Here is a 4,807-nt window from a genome sequence, read left to right as displayed (position 1 = left end):
CTCTTGATCAGTGCGTTGAGCGCCCCGCCGAGCGGGCCGACCAGGCCGTTGTTCTTCTTGGTCATCGCGGCGATGTCGGCGGTGACGTCCCCGCCGCCGCTGATCTGGCCGACGATCTTGGTGTCGCCCTTCACCGCGACGTGGTACGCCGAGCCGGGGTTGGGGCCGAGGTAGAGGTCGGTGCGGCCGGACTGCAGCGCCAGGTAGTAGTCGCCCGACGACTGGTAGTACTGGATCTTCACCGGAGGTAGCCCGGCCGCCCGGTTCTTCGCGTCCCAGCGCACCAGGATCTGCTCCTGGTTGGTGCCGGCGGACACCGCGACGGTCTTGCCGGCCACGTCGGCGGGCTTGTCGACGTGCTGGATCGGGTTGTTCTTCGCCGCCTCGAAGGCCACCGTGTCGACCCGGTACGTGGCGAAGTCGTACTTGTCCTTGCGCTCCTCGGTGACCGTGATGTTCGAGAACCCAGCGTCGTACTGGCCGGAGTCGACCGAGAGGAACAGGTTCTCCCAGGACGTCGGCCGCAGCTCCAGCCGCAGACCGAGGGTGTCCGCGACCAACTGCGCGACGTCGACCTCCACGCCGATCATCGTCTGGTCGTCATCGGCGCGGAACGTCAGCGGCGGACTGCCCTTGCCGTCCAGCCCGACCACCAGGGTGCCCTTGTCGCGGATCGCGGCGGGTACCTGGGCGGCGATCGAGTCGATCTTCTGGGCGCGGATCCGCTGCTGGTCGGGGCTGGTGTTGACGGTGCCGTGCCCGGGCGGGGGCGCCGTGGTGGGGCCGGTCGCCTGGTCGGGGTCGGGCCCCGCACAGCCGGCCAGCGCCAGCACAATCGCCAGCAGGGCGGGTAGCACAGCGAGCCGGACGGTCATGGTGGTGTTCCTTCGGCGTGCGGGGTTCACGGCAGGACCTTGCTCAGGAAGGCGCGGGTGCGTGCCTCGCGCGGCCGGTCGAGCACCTGGGCCGGGGTGCCCCGCTCGACGATCCGGCCCTCGTCCAGGAAGACCACGGTGTCCGCGACCTCCCTGGCGAAGCCGATCTCGTGGGTGACCACGACCATCGTGGTTCCGCCCAGGGCGAGGTCACGCATCACGTCGAGCACCTCGCCGACCAGCTCCGGGTCCAGCGCCGACGTCGGCTCGTCGAACAGCATCAGCGCCGGGTCCATCGACAGCGCCCGGGCGATCGCCACCCGTTGCTGCTGACCACCGGACAGCTGGGCCGGGTACGCGTCGATCTTGTCGTGCAGCCCGACCCGCTCGAGGTTGCCGCGGGCAACCTTGTCGGCGTCGTCGGCGGAGCGGTTCAGAACGGTGCGCTGGGCAACGGTGCAGTTCGCCAGCACCGACAGGTGCGGGAACAGGTTGAACTGCTGGAACACCATCCCGATCTGCTGCCGCGCGGCGTCCAGGTGGCAGTCCGGGTCGGTGATGTCCTCACCGCGCACGAACACCTGGCCCTCCTGCGGCACCTCCAGCAGGTTGACGCAGCGCAGCAGCGTGGACTTGCCGGACCCGGACGGGCCGATCACGCACACCACCTCGCCCTGCTCGACGGTGAAGTCGATACCGCGCAGGACGTGGTTGCTGCCGAACGACTTGTGCAGGTTCTTGATCTCTACCAGTGCCATCAGCGCGTCCTCGCCGTCCGGGCCTCGAGCCGGCGGGCCAGGATGCCCAGCGGCAGGGTGATCACCAGGTAGCAGAAGCCGCAGACCACGATCGGGGTCAGGTTCGAGTCGGTGTTCGCCAGGTCCCGGCCGAACCCGGTGAGCTCGTACCCGTCCGCGGCGACGCCGATCATGAACACCAGCGACGAGTCCTTGACCAGCAGGATCAGGTCGTTGGTCAACGGCGGCAGCACGATCCGGAACGCCTGCGGCAGCACGATCTTCCGCATCGCCAGCCCGGGCGGCATGCCGAGCGAACGGGCCGCCTCGACCTGCCCCTTCGGTACCGCCTGGATGCCGGCCCGGATCACCTCGGCCATGTACGCCGACGCGACGATCCCGAGCGCGAGCCAGACCACGCCGTACGGGTCCCAGGGAATCGTCAGCCCCGGGAACGCCAGCGGCAGCAGGCTGAACGCGATGAACACCACGATCGCCGGCAGCCCGCGGAAGAACTCGATGTACGCCGTCGCGATCCAGCGGTACGGCGCGACCTGGCTGAGCTTCATCAACGCCAGCAGGGTGCCGCCGGTGAGGCCGATCACGAACGCGCCGGCGGTGTACTCGAGCGTCTTCACCAGCGCGAGCAGGACGCCGTTCTCGAACGTCGACTTGATGAAGGACGGCCGGAAGAACACGCTCGCGATCTGGTGCCAGTTCGCGGAGAACACGGCGGCCAGAACCAGCACGACGAGGATCGCGTACTGGATCCAGCGGGAGCGCTGGGCCCGCTGCCGCGGGCTCAGCCCCTTGCGCTCAACGGTTTGTGCTTCGGTCGATGTACTCACTTCTTCGGCTCAACCCCGAACCACTTCTTGTAGATCTCGTTGTACTTGCCGTCCGACTTCGCCTTCTTCAGCAGCTCGTTGAACTTGGCCACCAGTTTCGGGCCGCTGCCGTCCTTCAGCGCGCCGAACCCGTACTGCTCGCCGGTGTTGAACTCGGCCACCACGCCCATGTCCGGGTTGTCCTTGACGTAGTCGTACAGCACGCCGTTGTCGTTGATCGCGGCATCGACCCGGCCGGACTTCACGTTGTTCTCCTGCAGCGCGAGGTCGTTGAACGGGATGACGGTGTAGCCGTTCGCTTGGGCGTTCTTGTCGGCGTACGTCTTGCCGGTGGTGTCGGCCTGCGCACCGAGCTTCTTGCCGCGCAGGTCGGCCAGCGACTTGATGCCCGAGTCCTTCTTCGCCAGCAGCACCTGGGTGGCGTCCATGTACGGGTCGGTGATGCTGATCGCGGCCTGGCGGGCCGGCGTGATCGTCATCGCGCCCATGCCCATGTCGCACTTCTTGGCCTGGAACGCGGCGCCCGAGGTGACCTGCGACCACTCGATGTTCACCACGTCGTACTGCACGCCGAGGTCCTGGGCGACCAGGTCGAGCAGGTCGACGTCGAAGCCGACGACCTTGGTGCCCTCCTTGTACTGGAACGGCTTGTACGGCAGGTGGGTGCAGATGGTCAGCTTCCCCGGCTTGACCAGCGTGATGCCGGCCGCTTTGGCCTTGGCGTCGGACCCGCTGCTGCCGGAGCCGCCGCAGGCGGTGAGCGCGAGCGCGAGGACGGCGACCGAGGCAACTGCCTGCGCCCGGCGCTTGCGGAGAGTGGGGACGATGTTCATCGCGGATTCTCCTCGACAGGGGTTGTGAATCCCCGCATCCTGGCACACGTCGGGATGATGTGGGGCCCCTCACAGCAGACCAGTTGGTGCTGTGGTTTACTCGTGAGCGACGGGTGACCCCCTGGCAACGGCGCCGTTCGACGCACCCTCATCGAACGCCCACCACGACACGTTCCGCTCGCTATTCTCCGAAGGGTCCCCGCATGGTCGCCCAAGCTGTTGAGCCCGTTGTTCCCTCCGATGCCTACGCCGGTGACGCCGTCTTCGAGCTGCACCGCGGCGGCAAGATCGAGGTCACGTCGTCGATCCACGTGCGCGACGCCGACGATCTCTCCAAGGCGTACACGCCGGGCGTCGCCCGGGTCTGTACCGCGATCGCCGAGAACCCCTCGCTGGTACGGCGGTACACCTGGAAGTCCAACGTGGTCGCGGTCGTCACCGACGGCACCGCCGTCCTCGGGCTCGGCGACATCGGGCCGGCCGCCTCGCTGCCGGTGATGGAGGGCAAGGCGCTGCTGTTCAAGGAGTTCGGCGGCGTCGACTCGGTGCCGATCGCGCTGGACTGCACCGACGTGGACGAGTTCGTCGAGACGGTCGCGCGGATGGCGCCGACGTTCGGCGGGATCAATCTTGAGGACATCTCCGCGCCGCGCTGCTTCGAGATCGAGCGCCGGCTCAAGGAGCGGCTCGACATCCCGGTCTTCCACGACGACCAGCACGGTACGGCGGTCGTCGTACTCGCCGCTCTCCGGAACGCGCTCCGCGTGACGGGCAAGGAGATCTCCGACATCCGGGTCGTGATCTCGGGTGCCGGGGCGGCCGGAGTGGCGTGTGCGCGGATCCTGCTGCAGGCGGGGGTCGGCGACCTCGCGGTGGTCGACAGCAAGGGCGTGCTGCACGAGGACCGCTCCGACCTGAATCCGGTCAAGCTGTCTCTGGCCCGCGACACCAACACCGGCGGTCTCTCCGGCCGCCTGGTCGACGCGCTGGCCGGCGCGGACCTCTTCCTCGGCGTCTCCGGCGGCACCGTCCCCGAGGAAGCCGTCGCCCGGATGGCCCCCGACGCGATGATCTTCGCGCTCGCCAACCCGAACCCGGAGGTCCACCCCGACATCGCCCACCGCCACGCCGCGGTGGTCGCCACCGGTCGCTCGGACTTCCCCAACCAGATCAACAACGTCCTGGCCTTCCCCGGCATCTTCCGCGGCGCCTTCGACGCGAACGCTTCCCGCATCACCGAGGGCATGAAACTGGCCGCCGCCAACGCCCTGGCGGACCTCATCACCCCGGCTGACCTCCGCCCCGACTACATCATCCCGTCCCCCTTCGACCCCCGAGTCGCCCCAGCCGTAGCAACCGCCGTAGCAACCGCCGCCACAGCCGACGGCGTAGCCCGCCCCTGACCTCGCCGCGCGTGCCCCCGCGCACAGCCCCCGCCTAGGCCCCGTGTCGCCCGAGGTGGGGTGGATCGGGGAGGGGTGAGGTCGGTAACTGACTTGGGGTGGACCAGCGCC

Annotated in this window: 5 protein-coding genes; 1 reads left to right on the top strand and 4 read right to left on the bottom strand. The window is 68.6% G+C overall.

Features of this window, described 5'->3' with window-relative positions:
* The 4 genes from VFF46_RS39675 to VFF46_RS39660 form a co-directional block, all read right to left on the bottom strand.
* A partial coding sequence (locus VFF46_RS39675; protein WP_325042438.1) for an ABC transporter substrate-binding protein occupies positions 1-875 on the bottom strand: 875 nt, incomplete at its 3' end.
* A 26-nt stretch (positions 876-901) separates the two neighbouring features.
* Entirely contained in the window at positions 902-1,633 is a 732-nt protein-coding gene (locus tag VFF46_RS39670; protein ID WP_325042437.1) for an amino acid ABC transporter ATP-binding protein, read from the bottom strand.
* Entirely contained in the window at positions 1,633-2,460 is an 828-nt protein-coding gene (locus tag VFF46_RS39665) for an amino acid ABC transporter permease (protein ID WP_325042436.1), read from the bottom strand. Before VFF46_RS39665 ends, VFF46_RS39670 begins: the two co-directional genes overlap by 1 nt.
* Complete coding sequence (locus VFF46_RS39660; protein ID WP_325042435.1) at positions 2,457-3,293, bottom strand: transporter substrate-binding domain-containing protein; 837 nt, start codon at positions 3,291-3,293, stop codon at positions 2,457-2,459. The genes VFF46_RS39665 and VFF46_RS39660 overlap by 4 nt, the downstream gene beginning before the upstream one ends.
* A 203-nt stretch (positions 3,294-3,496) precedes the next feature.
* On the opposite strand from VFF46_RS39660, the gene VFF46_RS39655 reads away from it, so the two are divergent.
* Positions 3,497-4,696 (top strand): NADP-dependent malic enzyme, encoded by a 1,200-nt coding sequence (locus VFF46_RS39655; protein WP_325042434.1) that lies wholly within the window; start codon positions 3,497-3,499, stop codon positions 4,694-4,696.
* The last annotated feature ends 111 nt before the right edge of the window (positions 4,697-4,807 follow it).

Source organism: Kribbella sp. (genome assembly GCF_035655035.1).
In the GTDB taxonomy this organism is placed as follows: Bacteria; Actinomycetota; Actinomycetes; order Propionibacteriales; family Kribbellaceae; genus Kribbella.
This window is presented reverse-complemented; position numbering and strand designations above follow the sequence as displayed.